Source organism: Intestinicryptomonas porci, from assembly GCF_033971905.1.
GTDB classification, from domain to species: Bacteria; Verrucomicrobiota; Verrucomicrobiia; order Opitutales; family Intestinicryptomonadaceae; genus Intestinicryptomonas; species Intestinicryptomonas porci.
Genome location: NZ_JALBUT010000003.1, coordinates 23,120 through 40,169, shown reverse-complemented (window position 1 = coordinate 40,169; position 17,050 = coordinate 23,120). Strand labels below are relative to the sequence as shown.

Annotated in this window: 12 protein-coding genes; 2 read left to right on the top strand and 10 right to left on the bottom strand. The window is 45.6% G+C overall.

Annotated features, from left to right (window positions below):
* Positions 1–191 precede the first annotated feature (191 nt).
* The gene (locus MOX91_RS03025; protein WP_370396600.1) at positions 192–2,594 is read left to right on the top strand and encodes a PEP-CTERM sorting domain-containing protein; all 2,403 of its coding nucleotides are present in this window, start codon (positions 192–194) and stop codon (positions 2,592–2,594) included.
* Positions 2,595–2,984: 390 nt separating this feature from the next.
* Here MOX91_RS03025 and MOX91_RS03020 read toward each other — a convergent pair whose 3' ends face one another.
* The 10 genes from MOX91_RS03020 to MOX91_RS02975 form a co-directional block, all read right to left on the bottom strand.
* The gene (locus MOX91_RS03020) at positions 2,985–3,977 is read right to left on the bottom strand and encodes a class II fructose-bisphosphate aldolase (RefSeq protein ID WP_370396599.1); all 993 of its coding nucleotides are present in this window, start codon (positions 3,975–3,977) and stop codon (positions 2,985–2,987) included.
* Between the two features lie 233 nt (positions 3,978–4,210).
* A complete protein-coding gene (locus tag MOX91_RS03015; RefSeq protein ID WP_370396598.1) occupies positions 4,211–4,810 on the bottom strand; it encodes a DUF2238 domain-containing protein in 600 nt (199 codons plus the stop codon).
* Entirely contained in the window at positions 4,807–6,309 is a 1,503-nt protein-coding gene (locus tag MOX91_RS03010; protein ID WP_370396597.1) for a DUF4153 domain-containing protein, read from the bottom strand. The genes MOX91_RS03015 and MOX91_RS03010 overlap by 4 nt, the downstream gene beginning before the upstream one ends.
* Positions 6,310–6,375: 66 nt before the next feature.
* The gene (locus tag MOX91_RS03005) at positions 6,376–8,091 is read right to left on the bottom strand and encodes a PEP-CTERM sorting domain-containing protein (protein WP_370396596.1); all 1,716 of its coding nucleotides are present in this window, start codon (positions 8,089–8,091) and stop codon (positions 6,376–6,378) included.
* Between the two features lie 84 nt (positions 8,092–8,175).
* On the bottom strand, positions 8,176–9,795 hold the full coding sequence (locus MOX91_RS03000) for a fumarate hydratase (protein WP_370396595.1): 1,620 nt from the start codon (positions 9,793–9,795) through the stop codon (positions 8,176–8,178).
* 67 nt (positions 9,796–9,862) lie between these two features.
* On the bottom strand, positions 9,863–12,094 hold the full coding sequence (locus tag MOX91_RS02995) for a GH92 family glycosyl hydrolase (RefSeq protein ID WP_370396594.1): 2,232 nt from the start codon (positions 12,092–12,094) through the stop codon (positions 9,863–9,865).
* A gap of 88 nt (positions 12,095–12,182) precedes the next feature.
* Positions 12,183–13,430 (bottom strand): beta-ketoacyl-ACP synthase II, encoded by a 1,248-nt coding sequence (gene fabF / locus MOX91_RS02990; protein WP_370396593.1) that lies wholly within the window; start codon positions 13,428–13,430, stop codon positions 12,183–12,185.
* A gap of 140 nt (positions 13,431–13,570) precedes the next feature.
* Positions 13,571–13,825 (bottom strand): acyl carrier protein, encoded by a 255-nt coding sequence (gene acpP / locus MOX91_RS02985; protein ID WP_370396592.1) that lies wholly within the window; start codon positions 13,823–13,825, stop codon positions 13,571–13,573.
* 125 nt (positions 13,826–13,950) lie between these two features.
* Positions 13,951–14,838 carry a fumarylacetoacetate hydrolase family protein gene (locus tag MOX91_RS02980; RefSeq protein ID WP_370396591.1) on the bottom strand — a complete coding sequence of 296 codons (888 nt, stop codon included), beginning with the start codon at positions 14,836–14,838 and terminating at the stop codon, positions 13,951–13,953.
* A 5-nt stretch (positions 14,839–14,843) separates the two neighbouring features.
* Positions 14,844–15,356: a hypothetical protein gene (locus tag MOX91_RS02975; protein WP_370396590.1), complete on the bottom strand. Its 513-nt coding sequence runs from the start codon at positions 15,354–15,356 to the stop codon at positions 14,844–14,846.
* 110 nt (positions 15,357–15,466) lie between these two features.
* On the opposite strand from MOX91_RS02975, the gene MOX91_RS02970 reads away from it, so the two are divergent.
* A complete protein-coding gene (locus MOX91_RS02970) occupies positions 15,467–17,014 on the top strand; it encodes a hypothetical protein (RefSeq protein WP_370396589.1) in 1,548 nt (515 codons plus the stop codon).
* Positions 17,015–17,050 lie beyond the last annotated feature (36 nt).

Here is a 17,050-nt window from a genome sequence, read left to right as displayed (position 1 = left end):
TACCTGTCCGTATTAAAAAAATACGGATTTTTTTTGTTTTTATCTCAATAGTTTGAGAAAAGGGTTTTAAGCTTTTCTTCAATGTTCATAAGTTATTGATGTGTCGAATTTATTTGACAAGAGGACATTGCTTGTTAAAAAAAATATTTAATCTATAAAACAAGTTTTTTTATTACAATCTTATGACCTCTATGAAAAAATTACTATTAGAACTATCTATCGCATCCCTAATGCTGACAGGGTTTGCGCAGGAACAGGAATATACGCAAAATGATATTCCCGTCGGGAACAGAATCAGAGCTAACAATGTTTCAGACGGTGATTTTAATGCAATTTCGTCTTGGAACGAGGCTGAACATATAACGTCGTATGAACCGTGGACCAAGGTTTCCATGTCGGTTCTTCCGTGGGAATTGCCGTCGACTTTGGATACTTGGGCTGATAAGCAGGTAAGGGTAAAGATGGATTACAGCACTCTTACCACTTCGGCTGCGATTGGTTCTGCCGACAGCCTTGTAAATATGACTATTACGGGTTTGTGGCATTCAACAATCAACGTTAAGAATGATTTTTATATCACCGGCAATTTCTGGCAGGACGGCAATTCTGTAATAAATATGACAGACGGAGCGGTTGTTTCTGTTTCGGGCTTTGGAAATACAACTCAGAATGTTGATGGCGCAACGTTTATTTTACGTGGCGGCGGCGGCGACAATGGCGGAAAGCTATATGCTACAAATGGCGCAAAAATTTACCAGGAGTCGGGCAACTTTAATATCAATAGCGATATGAGCCTTACCGATTCGACTTTTTACGGTAAACTTATTTTCCGCGGAACCGAATCCGGAACGAATGTAAATTTTACAAATTCAACCCAGCAGGCGTCAAATGATGGATGGTTGGTTGCCGGCTATGGCGGAAATTGGAACACGACTTATTCCAACTCTACATTGAACCGCTTTTATAATAACTGGAAGTCGGACGGTTCTACGGGCGGGTGGAATGGAGACGTTATATTCCTTCATGTCGGCGCTGACTCTCAGCAGGTTCTTACCTTTGAAAATGGCACTGTCGTAAACGGTGCGGGCGCTGCGGACGGCACAAGCTATTGGGCTATGGATGCCGAAACAAGAACGCTTGATGATATTACAAATGGTGGCAATGTCAATTTGGGGTGGTCGGATTTTAACGAAAACACAAGCCTCTCTGTCAATCTTTTGAGCGGCTCGAAATTTGCCGCTTGGAATCTTGAATTTGCCAATGCGGGAGGATGGGAATCCGCCTACGGCAATATTTCATGGAATATGGAAGGTTCTGCGGATGCGATTACGGAAGCGGTTTTTGCCGGAAACGTTAATATGCGCCTTAGCAAGGCTGAAATTGTGGATGATTGCAATTTCTTGATGGAGTTTAATTTGAAAGGCTATTCCAAATTTACCACAAGGGGCGATTTGAATATTGGTGGCGACGATGCGAAGCAGGGTTCTGCAAGGTTTACGATGTCCGGCTCAAATAACTGGGCTGAGTTTAACAGCTTCTATGTTCGTTTGGGCAAGAAGGTCGAAGAAGTTGCAACAACTGCAAACATTGATATTTCGGGGTCAAACAACACTTTGTATACTCGCAATAATTTCAATCTGTCAGAATCTTTGTTGAAGACAGGGGCAGTTATCAACTTCTCAATGACCGGCGAAGGCAATGTCTTGAACGTTAATAAATTCAACGTAAACAACCAAGACGAATCTACCGGCGGTACAATCACTGCGGTTTTCAGAGGCGATAACGCGGCAAACAAAAACCAAATCATTATTCGCAGCGGAGAACTGATTTTGCAGGGTTCTCAGGCTTTGGACGCCACTACAAGCTATACATTCTCAATGCAGGGCAACACTACTTTGAACCGCGGCGACGGCAGGGGTGTATGGCTCAAAATTCACGAGTGGGGCGGAAAAAGCTATACAACAAATACAACCTTTGAAGTAAAAGGTTCGGGCAATGATATTTTGCTTTCGGGTCTTGAAGTCGGCAAAGAAACCGATAATTGGGACGAAACTTTGGGCAAGGGCACTCTCCGTATTGTTGGCGGTGAAAATAAAATCGTCATAAAATCCACGGACGATGGTCATAATGGTTTCAGGTTGAATAGCGGCGGCGTGATTGAATTTGTCGTTGATGATACGGGCATCACTCCCATTACAAATCTCACGTTTAACAATAATCAGAGTAACGGCATGATGAAGATTGATTTTTCCAACATCACGACTCCGCAGGAAGAAACAAGGTATGTTTTGCTCCAAACTTCAGACCATAACCAAAATATTTTTGGCGAGCTTTTTGATGTTTCCAATCCGGATGACGTATATGCGTATGAAGATTTTGTTTCGGTCTTGTTGGCAAATGAGTCAGATGTTTACCGCTTTGCTTTGGAATACAACGAAAGCGAAGAATACCAGAATGCAGAAGGTGAAAACATTAACTTCATGCAGTTGGTTGTTTACTATACAAACAACACCGTAGTTCCCGAACCGTCAACATACGCGGCAATCTTTGGCGCGCTTGCTCTTGCGTTCGCGGCATATCGCCGCCGCAAGTAAGCTATGGCAAAGGGATAGTTTTTAGATAAAAGGCTTCTGTTTAAAAAACAGAAGCTTTTTTGTTGTATTGGAATTTCATTCCAAGAGAAAACTGCTTTCAAGAAAACAGTAAAAAGATGTATATTCCAACGAATGATTTTAGTAAAAATACTTTTTTAATGGCGTCCGTATTCATTTAAGTTTCGGCTTAAAAAAGACTGTCTCAGCGTTGTATAGATTGATATTCCGCTCTTTTAAGGGAGTTTGGAGAAAATATAAGAATTTTATTTTCGATAGTCTCGCACAAAATCGCAGGTTGACCGCGGAATAGTGAAGCCTTTTTAATTCATTTTGTCGGGGCGCAAAAAAAAGACGCCTCTAATGAAGCGTCTTTTTTGTAAATGATTGAAGTTATGCCTTGTTTGCAGAACCCAAAACATTGATGATTTTGTGCATGTAAAGCTTTTTCAATTCGTCGCGTGCGGGACCCAAGTATTTGCGCGGGTCGAATTCTGCGGGCTTCTTTGCCAAAACTTCGCGGACTGCCGCAGTCATTGCCAAACGGCCGTCGGAGTCGATGTTGATTTTGCAAACAGCCGATTCTGCTGCTTGACGCAACTGTTCTTCGGGGATGCCGACTGCCGCTTCGAGCTTGCCGCCGTTTGCGTTGATGATGTCAACGTATTGTTGCGGAACGGAAGATGAACCGTGCAAAACAATCGGGAAGCCCGGAATGCGCTTTTCAACTTCTTTCAAGATGTCGAAGCGAAGCGGAGGAGGAACAAGCTTGCCTTCCGCGTTGCGCGTGCATTGTTCGGGCTTGAACTTGTATGCGCCGTGCGAAGTGCCGATTGAAATTGCCAAAGAGTCAACGCCTGTCTTCTTTACGAAGTCTTCAACTTCTTCGGGGCGTGTGTATGAATGGGTTTCGTGGGAAACTTCGTCTTCGATGCCCGCCAAAACGCCGAGTTCGCCTTCGACTGTGACGTCGTATTTGTGGGCGTAATCCACAACCTTTGCGGCGAGTTCCACATTCTTTTCGTAGGGCAATGCGGAGCCGTCAATCATGACGGAAGAAAATCCGTATTCGATGCAGGATTTGCAAAGTTCAAACGAATCGCCGTGGTCGAGGTGCAATACAACGGGAACGTTGAAGCCGAGTTCTTTTGCGTATTCGCATGCGCCCTGCGCCATGTAGCGCAAAAGCGTCTGGTTTGCGTATTTGCGCGCGCCGCTCGAAACCTGCAAAATGACAGGCGATTTTGTTTCAACGCAAGCCTGAATGATAGCCTGCATTTGTTCCATGTTGTTGAAGTTGAACGCGGGAATTGCGTACTTGCCTGCGAAAGCTTTTTTGAAAAGCTCGCGCGTGTTGACCAAACCTAATTCTTTGTATGATACCATAATTGCAATATTTTGGGTTTAAGTTAAATAATGATGGTTAAGCCTCTTTTCTTTGCAAGAAAAAAATCGAATAAAACAGGGGGCAAAAAAGACGGAGTTTTTTACATTGAATAGGGGCATTCATAAAAATTTTCCGCGCGTGCTCTCCGATTTTTTGCGCGCTTTATTCCCGAATGGATATGGCGTTTTTCCGCGTATGCCTGCGGAAAATTTCGGCAGAAAACCGAGGGATATTACGCTTTTTTCAGCCCGTTTTTCCAAACGAAAAATACCGCCGCGCAAATCGCGCCGAGAGTGTCCGAAAGCATGTCCTTTTGCGCGTCCCAAATGTCTCCCTGTGAGCCGAGAAACGCCGCGCCTGTCGAGCCGCCGTCAATTTCTGCATAAGCCCATTCAATCAGCTCCCATGCGTTTGCCATCGCCATAATGAAAATTACCCCGATAAACGCGCAAGTAGCCAAGCCCTTCGCTTTTCCTGTTCTTTGAAACCACTCCGCAACGCAAAACGAATTTAGCCCAATCACAAAATGCGCAACTCTGTCATAGTGGTTGCGCGAAGAGCCTATGAGGTCGCTAACCCATTCAAACGGCACTCTTTCAAAAGTGTAGTGCGCCCCGATTGTGTGCATTGCAAGCCAAAGCGACACTATTATGTAAGAGGTATTTGAAAACTTGAAAAACGGATATGTTATTACAAGCAGTCCGCCGACTGTCAAAACGCTTGCCATTTCGACATGCCACACGGAGCGGTCATAGGCGTCGATATACGACCAAATCCCGAGGGCTGCAAGGATTATCAAAAGAATTAAGGGAATGTTTTTTTGATTTGTCATTTGAAATAATTTTCGAGAATTTTTTGCGTTTTGCGATATTTATAATTGAAATGTTTGCCTGAAAAATCTTCGGACATATAAAACTCGACTTGTTTCTCTAAATAAGTTTTGGCAAGAGGCGTGTATTTTTTATCATTTGCGTTTACGATTTTAATCATTGCGGGGATTGCAGATGTGTCGCTTAGGCTTGAAAGATATTCAAAGTCTAATTTGTTCCCTTTAAAAAATCGGTTTACGTTGTAGTTTGCAACAAATTGCTCTTCGTCCCAAAGCGACATTGCGGCAAGCATGGCTATAAATGAATAAATGTTGGCATCTATAAGCCAGCGCACAGGTTTGTTCTTTACGATTTTTATCGCAGTCAACGCAAATCCCGCAAAGACTATGGCAAAAAATGCAAAGCCGTAAATTCTTGTGGTTGTTATTCCGTAGGCGCTTGTGTATGAGGCGAGTCTTGTGCAGGCGGATATGCCAAGCATTATGTTTTGCGCTATCCATACATAGGCAAGAATGCGTGCAGAACGCCAGTCTTTGGTGTTAGTGCAGTCTTTAAAGCATACAATTATTATCGCGGCGGCAAGAAGTGTCGCGATTGCGAGAGCAAAGCTTCCGTCCATTGCAAATTTTGCGTATGTCGTTCCTTGCGGGAGAACGCAACCGCTTAAAATATATTTTAAGTCGAAAATATTTTGGAGCAAAAATATCGCGTTGAAAATTGCAAGCGCGGTCGAAAAAGTTTTTGCGTAGCGCATTGAAAAATTTTTTTGCGGGAAAACTTCTGTTTTCGGCATTTCATCTTCCGCTTCTTTGAAGGTATTTACGACGCTTGAATATGCCGTAATGCTGAATAGTCCGAAGCATAGCCACGATAAAAACATCCATGAAAAAAACGAATGCGGATTTGGGAAAAAATCTTCCAATACAAATTCAAAAATAATATTCACCAAGAAATTCAGCTGGGGAGATGCCACGCAAAACAGCCCAAAAAATACCGAACCGATTAGAAATATCGCAAGGCAGACGATGAGTTTTTTTAAAAATTTCGGCAGACAATATTTTATTTCTTTGGGAATTATTCTTCCCGCATATTTTGTCAAAAAGCAGAAAGGTTCAAAAACTCCCTGTACTGCGCAGAAGGCGGCAACCCTCAAAATCCATGAATATGTTTTTGTTTTTTCTTCGAAAAACTCTTGGCTTATGCGGAGTATTGCAAGCGAAACAAAAAAACAAACGGCGGCAAGCGGGGAGTTTTCAAAAAATATTCCGCACCAGAATGCAATGCCTGCAAGAATTAAAAATTTGGAGCCGAAAGGCGCGTAAAAATTTTTGTCGAAAGGCAATAGCGATAAAAATATCAAGGCAAGAAATATGTTTGTTATAAAAATGCCGCCTGCATAAAATCCATATCCGAAGAGCAGGCTTAGCGCAAATGCGGGAAAAAATCTTTTGGAAGGAGATGTTTTAACATCCACCCCGAAAGGGTTAAATAACGATTTCATATTGAAACAAATAACGAAAAAAGGCGCATATTGTCAATGCGCCTTTTTGAAATGTTTGCGAAATAATTACTTTCTTCTGCGATACGCGGCAAACGCAAGCGCAAGCGCGCCGAAAATCGCGGCATATGTGCTTGGTTCGGGCACGATGTTAAGAACTTCTATGTTTGCGTAAAGAACGCCGTCTTTTATTGTGTAGCAATCGCCGTTTTCGTTATAGAAAAGCTTTACGATATCGGTTTCAATGACGTTTGATTCAAACAAATCATTGTAAGAGGCGGTAAGCCCTCCCAAGTTTTCAAGACTTTGCTTGGAAAGGCATGCTATGAGTGCCACCTGGTAGTAGCCTGCCGACAAACCCGCAATATTTGAAAAATCGAGAATTATATCTCCTTGAACGGGCTTAAAGTATCTTGCAGAGATTAAAGCTCCCAATGTTTCTTCCCCGATTTTCGTTAAGTTTTCAGCTCCAAGTATAAATTTCAAAGTGCTTGTTGAAGTTGCGAAAAATTCGTAAGAACCCTGAAATGCTCCCGATTGAGCCGCCACGAAATTGCCATCAACGTAGTCGCCAAGCTGCAAGATGACTTCGCCGCCTTTTTTCTCTCCGTCTCGCGTACCAAAATTAATGGTATTATTACCCGATTGCACCATCTTTGAATTGCCGCTCAGGGCTATGGTCGTGGTTGAATTATCCCAGTAATTTACCTTGAATTGCGTGAACGTCATTTTTGAGTTGTACAAGGAAAGGTTTACAAGACCATTATTGTAAACCTTTGAACCAAGATTATATTCATGCTGGCCGATATAGAAAAATCCCGTATTTATTTCCGAATTTTTCATTGTGTAGTTTGCAGTGCCGCCGTTTCTTGCTCCAATATACATATGCGTTATTGAAATAGGCGAAGCATTGTCTATGAAAGAGAGGTTTAAAGTTGCGTCTGTTGCGTCCGCAAGCATTTTAAAGTCTCCGCTTAATGTGTATGAGCTTTCCTTAACCGTGAAGTTTAGGGTCGAATTTTGACCTGTCGCTTGAAAAGTCGAGCCGCTTTGCGTTGCCGAACTGTTTTCAATTTCAATGTTTGCTTCGGCATTTTCTCCCGATACAGTGAACGAGCCGAGATTGTTTACAGTACTGTTGTTTTTTACAAAGATGTTTGCTTTTGAATAGTTGCCCGAAGCGTTTATCGTAAGCCAGTTTGCGTTCGACATTTGGAGTTTCGAATTGTCAACCGAAACAGTTACGGAGTGGTCTGCGCTTGATGGGACCAAATTCCAGTTGCTTGCAGAGGTTGCAACCGCTCCGTTTGTGAGATAAATGCCGGAATCGAGCGTTTCATCGCCGTCGAATTTTGAGCCTTGGAATTGGTCAAACGCCAAAGTCGCGGTTGCGGCGTCTATATTCATTTTGTAGTATCCGTCGCCGCCCCAGCTGAATTTTGCGTCCAAGTTCGCGCCTTCTGAAACATTGAAGACCATCATGTACTGGTAAAACAGGCTCGAATAATTTGAAAGCGTAAGCGATGCGTTTTCGCCCGCGATGTTCAGTATGCCGGGGACTTGATAATTGTGGGCGTATTCGATTTTGTCCGCAACCACGGCGGAAGTAATGTCAACAGTTACGCCGCTTCCGATTGTAAATGTGTCTTCCGCTGTCGGAATTAATTCAGTTTCTCCCCAAGTTGCGGGATCCGTGAAATTCCCGTCAACGGTAGCCGTGTAGTTTGCGGCAAATGCAAGAGATGGAAGCAATGCTCCCATAGTCAAAAGAGATAAATTTTTCATAGGCTTATAAATACATCATTAAACAATATTTATAAACCAATAACCTTTCGGCTATGGGATGTCAAGTTTTTACAAGATTATTTCTTAAAGCATCTTGAAGAAGTCGTTGCCCTTGTCGTCAACCAAGATGAATGCGGGGAAGTTTTCGACTTCAATCTTCCAAATCGCTTCCATTCCAAGTTCGGGGTATTCGACAAGCTCGACTTTCTTGATGTTCGTCTTTGCAAGCAGAGCGGCGGGGCCTCCGATTGAGCCTAAGTAAAAACCGCCGTGCTTTTTGCATGCGTCGGTTACCGCTTGCGAGCGGTTGCCCTTTGCAATCATAATCATGCTGCCGCCGTTTTCTTGGAAAATATCGACATAAGAGTCCATTCTTCCCGCAGTTGTAGGCCCGAACGAACCCGATGGCATTCCTTCCGGAGTTTTTGCGGGGCCCGCATAGTAAACAGGGTGGTTTTTGAAGTATTCGGGAAGCCCTTTTCCGCTTTCGAGGCGTTCGAGAAGTTTCGCGTGGGCGATGTCGCGGGCGACGATAATTGTGCCGTCAAGGCTTAAACGGGTCTTGACGGGGTATTTTGAAAGCTCCGCCAAAACTTCTTTCATCGGTCGGTTCAAATTGATTTTCACCGCGCCGTCTCCCGTATTTACGTTGCGGTACTTTTCCGGAATGAAGCGACCCGGGTTTGCTTCAAGCTCTTCAATCCATACGCCGTTTTCGTCGATTTTTGCCTTCGCGTTGCGGTCGGCGGAGCAGGACACCCCTAGACCTACGGGACATGACGCGCCGTGGCGGGGCATTCTTATGATGCGTACATCAAGCGCAAAATACTTGCCGCCGAACTGCGCCCCGATGCCGAGCTTGTGCGCTTCTTCCAAGACGAGCTTTTCAAGTTCGACATCGCGGAAAGCGTGGCCGTATTTGTTGCCCGAAGTCGGGAGATTGTCGAGATATTTTGTTGAGGCGAGCTTTACGGTCTTCAAATTCATTTCCGCGCTTGTGCCGCCGATTACAAACGCCAGATGGTACGGGGGGCATGCCGCAGTACCGAGCGTTTTCATTTTTTCAATCATGAAGCTTACCAAACGCTTTGGCGTAAGCAGGGCTTTTGTTTCCTGATAAAGATAGGTTTTGTTTGCCGAACCACCGCCTTTTGCGACGAACAAAAATTCGTATTTGTCGGAATTATCCGCGTAGATGTCGATTTGCGCGGGAAGGTTGCACCCCGTGTTTACTTCGTCCCACATAGTCAAGGGGGCGTTTTGCGAGTAGCGCAGGTTGTTTTGCGTGTAGCATTCAAAGACGCCCTTTGAGAGGGCTTCGGCGTCGTCGCAATCGGTCCAGACGCTTTGACCCTTGTGCGCGACTATTGTGGCAGTCCCAGTGTCTTGGCAGAAAGGCAGAACTCCGCCCGCCGCGACTTCCGCATTGCGAAGCATTGTAAGGGCGACGGATTTGTCGTTTTCGGACGCGCTGTCGTCTTCAAGTATGTCGGCTACCATTTTAAGATGCGCGGGGCGCAACATAAACGCAACATCGTGAAAGCCCACGCGCGCCAAAGTAGTGAGGGCTTCTTTTGAAACTTTTAAAATTTTCCTGCCTTCAAATTCCGAAACCGAAACGCCTTCTTTTGTAATGAGTCTGTATTTGGTTTCGTCTTTGCCGTGCGGAAACATTTCCTGGTATTTAAATTCTGCGTCTGCCATTTTTTTTGAGATTTTTAGTGTTGTTGTAAAATATTTGAAAGAAAATAAGCGCAAAAGGCTTCGATAGTCAAGGCTGTTTAAACTTTTGGCTTTTTAAGTCGGAAAGCGGGGAGGGCGGGAGAGTTTCAGCCCAGAAATTGTCGGGATTTTTAGACATTTTAAGCGTCAATTCTCCTCCCGAAACAATTTGAGAATGCCTTATCCATGCCTGTTTCAGAGGTTTCCCGTTTAAAAATGCCTTGGCAACATAAATGTTTTCCTTTGAAAGATTTTCGGCTTTTATCGTAAAAGCTTTGCCGTTTTGAAGGTTTATTTTCGTATTTTCAAAAATCGGGGAACCTATAAAATACCAGTCCTGCCCCGCCACAGGGAAAATCCCCATCGCGCTCCACGCATACCACGCGCTCAATGCGCCCGAATCGTCATTGCCGGGAATTCCGCCCGCATGCGCGGTAAATCGCGGCAGAATTTTATGTATTCGTTCCGCAGTTTTGTCGTGGCGGTTTGCGTAGATGTAAAGGTATGGCGTAAGAAAGAACGGTTCGTTTGCCAAGTCGCACTTGCCGTTAAAAAATTCGTCGAGGCGGTTTGCGAATGTATCTTTGCCTCCGCATTTTTCAATGAGAGTATTCATGTCTTGCAAAACGTAAAACGAGTACGTCCACGAATTTCCCTCATAAAAAGTGTCCCCTTTCCAAGAACAACCGTCGGTCGGCTTGAAGTTTTCAAGCCACTTTCCGTTTCTATGCCTTGGGCGGATAAATCCCTTAAATCCCGAATGCTCCAAGTTTTCGTCCCACACGTTTTGCCATTGTTTGGCGCGGTCAGAGTATTTTTTTGCGTCTTCATTTTTGTTTAAAGCTTGCGCCATTTGCATTATGCAAAAATCATTGTAAGCGTATTCAACGTTTTTGCAGCCCGACATCTTAAAGCCTTCGATTGAAAGGTAGCCGATTTCATGCCAGTCTTTGAGCCCGCCTCTTCCTTCCTTGTAGCCGTCGGCAGGCTCGTTTTCGGCGTCTGCTTTAACGGCTTCGTAGGCGTCGCGCCAATTTACGCCTTTAAGCTCCTTTGCGAAAGCGTCGGCAATATAGACATCGGCATTGCTTCCGCCCTGCGTTCGCCCGTTGTGGTTGCCGCTTCTGCCGTCGGGCAAAAAGCCTTCGTGTTTTTGTATGTCGATTAACGCGCGTATGATTTCAGCCTGCCTGCGCGGGGCGATTAGCGTGAGCAGGGGGCCCGACGTGCGGAATGTATCCCAAATGGCGTAAAAGTCGTCGTAATACGGCTCTTTTGATTTCCATAGCGGATTGTCTCCCGTTCTGTTTGCGGGCATAAGCATTGCATGGTACAAGGCGGTGTAAAAAATTTTCTTTTGATCGGGGAAATCCGTTTTGATTTCAATGGGGCGCAGGGCTTTGTCCCATGCCGAGATTGCGCGCTTTAAAGTACCGTCAAAATCGAAGTTTTTTATTTCTTTTGCGTTCCTTTTGGCTTGCGCGACGCTTACGAAAGATATGCCGATTTTAAGGTGCACTGTTCTTTCGCTTTCTCCTCCAAATTCGAGAAATGCCATTGTCTTTTCCCCGTTTTCAGCCGAAGCTTTGAGGCTGTCTTTTTGAAATTTTCCGTCTTTAAAAATGCCGAATTTAGATGCGGGGGTGTCGGTTGTTGCGTAAAAGAATACAGTAAACGGCTCTTTTTGCAAGTTCCACCCGCCCGTAAGGCTTGTATGTCCCGAGACTTCGCATTTCGAAAGGATTTCGACGGAACAATCCGCCAAGTGTTGTCCTTCTCCCGCTACGTTGTTGTAAAGGAAATGCCCTGTGTCGAAAACTATTTTCGAGCCTTCTTTTTTGGGGAATGAAAAGCGGTAAATTGCGGCTTTTTCCGAACAGGTTATTTCCGCTTTTATGCCGTAGCGCGTTAAATCCACGCCGTAGAAAGCGAGTTTGGAAGTTTCGTTCGCCCTTTCCGAGGATATGTTTGAAACATCCAAAGTTCCGTTTGCGGGCATGACGAGGATATTGCCGTATTTTGAGCCACCGCCTGTTCCGCTTACATGGGTTTGGCTAAATCCGTTTATGTTGCCCGATGCGCCCCAACCCGAATTGCTGCTGTTTTTCCCGGTGTCGGGCGACGGCTTTATCATTCCGAAGGGCAGGCTTGGACCTATGACCGTGTTGCCGCTTCCGCGCGAGCCAATCCATGTATCGACAAATTGCGTCGGGCTTTCTCCCTGCGCGAATGCGCATGCTAAGGCTGAAAAAAGCACGGCAATGCAAATTATTTTTTTCATTGCGCCATATTATTTATGTGCGCGCTTAATGCAAGGCGAAAAAAAAGACGCCCGCAAAAGGCGTCTTTTAAAATTTTGGCTGTGGAAATTACGCTTCGTATTTTTTGAAGAGCAATGCGCCGTTATGGCCGCCAAATCCCAAATTCGTGCTGATGGCCACTTTTACGTCCGCCTTTCTCGCAACATTCGGAACATAGTCCAAATCGCAGTCGGGGTCGGGGGTTTCGTAATTGATTGTGGGGGCGACAATTCCCGTTTCAAGGGTTTTTGCGCAAACCGCCGCTTCAATCGCGCCCGCCGCTCCGAGCAAGTGCCCTGTCATGCTCTTTGTGGAGCTTACCATAAGCTTTTTGGCATGTTCGCCGAAAACTTTTTTGATTGCGAGGGTTTCAAACTTGTCGTTGTATTGGGTGGAAGTGCCGTGGGCGTTGATGTAGTCAACATCTTCGGGCTTTACTCCCGCATCCTGCATGACGCGTTCAAGCGCGAGCGAAAGACCCCTGCCTTCAATATCGGGGCTTGTGATGTGGTATGCGTCGCAAGTCGCGCCGTAGCCTGAAATTTCGCAATAGATTTTTGCACCGCGCGCCAAAGCGTGTTCGAGGCGTTCAAGCACTACAACACCCGCGCCTTCACCCATCACAAAACCGCAGCGGTTCAAGTCGAAGGGGCGCGAAGCATGGGTCGGGTCGTCGTTATAGTTTGTCGCCATAGCCTTCATCGCGCAGAAACCTGCGAAAGAAAGCCCTGTAACTGCCGCTTCGCTACCACCCGCCAAAATTACGTCTTCCCTGCCGAGCTGCAAGTGCAGTAACGCTTCGCCGATTGCGTGCGTGCCTGTTGCGCATGCGCTGACAATGCCGAAATTGACGCCCTTTGCTCCAAGTTCGATTGCGACAACGCCGCCTGCCATGTTTGAAATCAAGTTGGGAATCATAAACGGCGAAACTCTGCGCGCGCCGCTTTGGTGAAACGCCCTCGACTGCTGTTCGATTGTGTCCATGCCGCCGACTCCCGAGCCTATCAGAACGCCCAGACGTTCGGGCGAAACAGATGAATGGTCGAGCTTTGCGTCCTGCATTGCGAGTTTTGCCGCCGCCATCGCAAAATGCGTGTAGCGGTCCGAACGCCTTGCCTGTTTCGGATCCATGTATTTGGTGGCGTCAAAGTCTTTGCATTCCGCCGCCACTTTGCAGTTTAGCTCCGACACGTCAAAGCCGGTAATGTTTGATATGCCGCTTTTGCCCGCAACCAAAGAGTCCCAGAAAATGTCCACTCCGTCGCCGAAAGAGGATACTGTTCCAATGCCTGTTATAACGATTCGTTCTCTTGACATATAAAAATCTTTCCGTTTGCGGCGAATTTCGCCGCCATGCAATAATTTGCCTTAAAAAACAAAAAACGACCCACTGTGAGTGCAATCTGCTCCCGCAAGTGGGCCGGTAAATTCAAAATTCAAAAACTCTCACCAATGGATTACGCTTTTTGCGAGCGTTCCTTGATGTAGTCGATTACTTTCCCCACTGTTGTGAGCTTTTCCGCTTCCGATTCGGGGATTTCGCCGTTGATTTCGTCCTTGAATTCTTCTTCAAACGTCATAATGAGCTGCACTGTGTCGAGGGAATCAGCGCCGAGGTCATCTATGAAGCTGGCCTCGGGGGTGATTTCAGACTCTTTTACATTGAGCTGGTTTACGATGATTTCTTTTACTCTTTGTTCGATATCTGCCATAATGTTTTCTTGGTTTTCAGATTAAAATTTTGTGAAAAATTTTTTATGAGAATAAACGCTGTATTAAAAGGGCGAAGTTGTAAAGCTTTTTTTTGATTGGTCGGAAACTTCAAAACAGGCGCGCGTCATTCGACCGTGTTTGAAATTTCGCCGATGTTTTCTATTTTGCAAACAACGGTGTCGCCGCTTTTTAAGAATTTTGGTGGATTGAACCCAAGCCCGACTCCCGACGGAGTTCCGAGGGCTATGATTGAGCCCGCTTGCAAAGTCATTCCGCTTGAAAGCTCTTCAATTATCTGCGGAATTTTATAAATCATGTTGTCGGTGTTGGAGTTTTGGCGCAGTTCCCCGTTTACATAGCTTTGGATTTTCAGCTTGGGATAGACGCCTATTTCGTCTGAGGTAACCAAGTAAGGACCCATGGGGCAGAAACCGTCGAGGCTCTTTCCGAAATACCACTGCTTGTGTTCGGTTTGGACGTTGCGGGCGGAGACATCGTTTATTATGGTGTAGCCGAAAATATATTCCAAGGCATCTTTTGCCGCGACGTTTCTTGCGTTTTTGGATATTACGAGCGCAAGTTCCGCCTCGTAGTCAAGGGAATCGCAGAGCTTCGGGTGGCTCGGGATTTTCCCAAAGGGCGCAACCGATTCGTTTACTCTCTTTGAAAAGTAAACCGCTTTGGGCATATTTATTCCGAATTTTTTGGAATTGAAGCGCGCCGCTTCTTCGATATGGTCGGCATAGTTCAGCCCGAGGCAGATAATGTCGCGCGCGGGATAGCGTATGGGAGCCAAGAGCTCTATTTCTGAAAGAGGAATGCGCTTAAAAATTTCGCAAGTCTTGGTCGCGGTTCTGATTAGTTCAAGCTCCGAATCCATTATGTTTTGGATAAGCGTTTGCATGGAGTTGAAGTTAAGCCCGACATCGGAGAGCTTTACGACGGTTTTTCCGCATTCGCAGACGGCTCCGAGATAAACGTTGTCGTTGTGTTTGAATGTAAGAAGTTTCATAAATTCTATTTATCGGCTTTTTCGCACAATTCCTTTATCGTATTGGAGAGCGTTTGAGATGGCTTTACGAGGGGGTTGCCGCTTTTAAGAACCTCGCTTATGGAAGCTTCAAAATCTTTCGCGCCGCCTTTTGATTTCTTCTTGGCTTCTTTTATGAGAGATATGAGCAGGGCTTCTTTTTCTTTCGGAAGCTTTCCGTTTTTTGACGCAAGCGACGCTTCAAGGCAAATTCTTGTCGCGAACGCGTAAGAATCTCCCCTTTCCTGAAATCTTTCGAATATTCGCGCAACGCGGTCGGGCCTTCTCAGGGCTTGAAGCCCGTTTACATAGACTTCTATTGCGGCGAAATAGTCTGCAAAGATGTCGCTTTGGTCGGCTTTTGCCCTGTCGAAAAGCTCTTCTGCCTCGTTTACGATTTTTGTCTCTTCCGTGTATGCCTTGGCTTCGTCTTCGCAGAAATTGCCTGCCGAAAACAGAATGGACGGAATTAAAAGAAATAATGAAAACAGTTTCTTCATGGTAAAAAATCCGAAATCTTTTTTATATATAGAGGACTGTTTCGTCAAGTTTTTGAAAATATAAAAAGATTTGACTAATTTTTAGGGTATGGCTTAAATTTTTAATATTTATGAAAAAACACATATATAAGCTATTGGGGGTGTTCTGCGTTTTCGCGGCTTCGGCTTCGGCTTTTGCCGCGGAAGTTGTTGCGCGCAGTGCGGAGGAAATTCAGTCGGCTCTGGACAAGGGCGACAGTGTGGTTTTGGAAAAAGGGGCGGTTATTCCCGTAAACAAGACCATACGCTTTATGCACAACGGACAGAAAATTTACACGAAAGACGCTTCGAGAATAAGCGAATATGCGCGCCTTAAAATAACTTCGCCCGAAGGCGGGCAAATTTTAAGCGGCAACGGCAAAAGCGACATCGTTTTGGAAAAAGTCATTCTTGACGGCAACCGCTACGAATTGCCGCCATATACAAACGGCGGTGGGCCGGAACTTGCGTGGTTCGGCGGTGGCGGAGCAAAAAATCAGCTCATTAAAAACTGCGTTTTCATGAATTCGCGCACATGGTCAACTTTTAAGCTGCATGAAGGCGGGGACGGTTGCACGATTGAAAATTCGATTTTGTTTGGCTGCGGAGCGGACGCCCGCGGAAACGGCAGAAATCCTCAGGAAAAACCCTTCAAGTGGGGCGACGGCATTTCCTGCGCGGCGAGAAATTCCACGGTTTTAAACAACATCGTGATAGACCCGACAGACGTTGGCATCGTTTTATTCTGCGCACCGGGAAGCCAAGTTAAAGACAACGTAATAGCCTCTATTTCCCGCGAAAGCTTGGGTGGCATAAATATGGTTGACGGTCTGGGCTTTTATGAAATCGACGGCGACAAATTGCCCAAAGACGATAAAACTTCAATGCGCAAATACGACTATTCGGGAGTTCTCGTAAAAGACAACTTAATCGACAGCCGCGGCGCGAGAATCCACATCGCCGTTCCCTGCGGCGCGACGGTTTGGGTGCCGAGCGACAAGCGCAACAAAACATTTGTCGGTGCCAAAATCATAAACAACGTTTTGGACGGCGAAGCTTCCGCATACGGCATTATAGCTGACGGCGTTGACGAATTTGAAATCAAGGGCAACAAGTCTCTTGGCAAGCATTCGGGCTTGGCTGACGGCAGGTGGGACATTTTGTGCGACGAGCCTTCGGCTTTCATCTATAATCCAGAATATGTCGGCTCTTCAAAGCTCCAGAAGGACTTCAAAAAGCAGGAGCGTTCATTGCAGCATCTCTTGCGTTGCAACCACGGGCCTGTTCAAAGAGGCGGAGCGTTCAGGGAATACAGAGCCTATTCCTACGGGGTTGAAGAAGCTCAGGGTGTTGTAAAAACCGCATTCTTGGAAATGCTCGGAAGGGAAGCCACTCCCGCCGAAGTCAAAAAGTATTCGAGAATCATCAACGAGCATGTCATTCCCGCGGACGAATTGCGCTGGATGATTATGGCAACCGACGAATTTAAGGCGAAGTACGGCAATGTAAACCGCAATGACTTGCATAAATTCCGCACTGAAAAATGGTTTAAGCTCTTTGATGAAATCATCGGGACTTCCGACAGCTGGAAGGCGAAGGACGTCTATAAAACCGCTTTGAAAAAATTGAAGACTCTTTAATACAATAAAACTCCACAAAAAAAGACGCCACTAAAA